Below are 1,477 nucleotides of genomic sequence, written 5' to 3' on the forward strand. Positions count from 1 at the left end.
GTTATATGCCTTTCTGTAGGCATCATTAAAAATCTTGGCCTGAGGAATTCTATCTTCTAGACCCCAGTAGTAGGAGGTTCCGCCAGCAATACCTTCAAATGCTTCTGCACCACCTGCAATGCGGGATGTATATAGCAAAACGGGTGCCACAATTTTCATGCTGGATTTCAAGCCAAAATCCGTACATTGTTTCGCAGAATTTACTAAATCTCGGCCGAAGTTGCATAAGACCAAGATATCAGGATTCAATGCTTTAATCCGCGGTAAAAAAGCTGAATAGTCTGATGTGCCAAGTGGGTGGCGGATATCCGCCAATGTTGTTGCTCCCATCTCCTTGCCGGCACGCTCAAATGCGCGCACCATTTCATGGCCATAAGCATAATCGGCAGTCAAAAATACAATCTTCTTACCAAAGCGGGGAATGGAGTAGCGAGCTACTGCACCTGCTGTCATAGTTGGATTTAATGCCTCGTGGAATGTGTAGACACTCCAGTCTTTTGCTTCGTTAATCGCATCAGATTGGCTGATAGAGTTAAAAAGTACCTTACGCTCTTTGCAGACGGCATTGATGGATAGCTGGGTTGCAGCAGAAAGTGAGCCCACAACAAAACCCACTTTATCCTTCTCAATCAACTCAAGAGTACGTGTAGCGGCTTCACCAGCATTGAGTTTTGTATCTCTTACTAGTAACTCTGCTTTGCGTCCGTTAAAGCCACCTGCATCATTAAATTCTTTAATAGCTAGCTCAGCAGCCCTTACCTGATCCTGTGCTTCGGCAGAGAAGGGGCCTGTTAATGGGGTAGGGAAGCCAATCTTAATTGTTTCAGATTGGGCGCTTGCCATGTTCATCCAAAGTGGAGTGCTTGCTGCAGCAGCTCCACCGATTAACATTTTTCTTCTGGTTTGATTCGTTACTTTTTGTTTCATGGTTGTCTCCTCCATTTAAAACAGTTAATTAATAAGAATACTTTTTGCTTCGTAAATCTTAACTGAATGCTTCTGTTAATGCGAAAATCTACATCTAGTTTTTTAATGCGACTCTGGAACTGCTTTTCCTTGTGCCAGTAAGGCGCTGATATCAATTGCTGTCTCAGCCATCACCGTATCTGCGTTTCTGCGAAGGCTGTTGCCGTCCCTGCTACCTTTACTACCTTGTGCTTGCATATAGCGCCCTAAATATTGGGCTCTTGCAACAACCTGTTGACCCAACTGAAGTCGTTCACTGCTATAAGCTGCCAGTGCTGCAGGGGTTGCGCCCAATTGGGCGATGTGACGCGCAATCACCATCGCCTCATCACCTGCTTTAGTAACGCCCATCCCAACATGAGGACGACCAACAAAAGCTGCATCACCCATTAAGGCAATTCTGTCAAAGACAATTTGCTCTGAACGAACATCGTATATCGCCTGTAAAAATGGTGAAGCAGTTTTCTCTAGAATTTCTGCATATTGAGGCGCCAGGATTTTCCGGGCAACA

2 protein-coding genes are annotated in these 1,477 nt (G+C 45.0%); both read right to left on the bottom strand.

The features are described 5' to 3' along the window. A partial coding sequence (locus B7Y67_RS17835; protein ID WP_293599779.1) for an ABC transporter substrate-binding protein occupies positions 1-927 on the bottom strand: 927 nt, incomplete at its 3' end. A 102-nt stretch (positions 928-1,029) separates the two neighbouring features. Then, on the bottom strand, positions 1,030-1,477 hold a 448-nt coding region (locus B7Y67_RS17840), incomplete at its 5' end, for an FAD-dependent monooxygenase (RefSeq protein WP_293599780.1).

It is taken from the genome of Polynucleobacter sp. 35-46-11, from assembly GCF_002281105.1.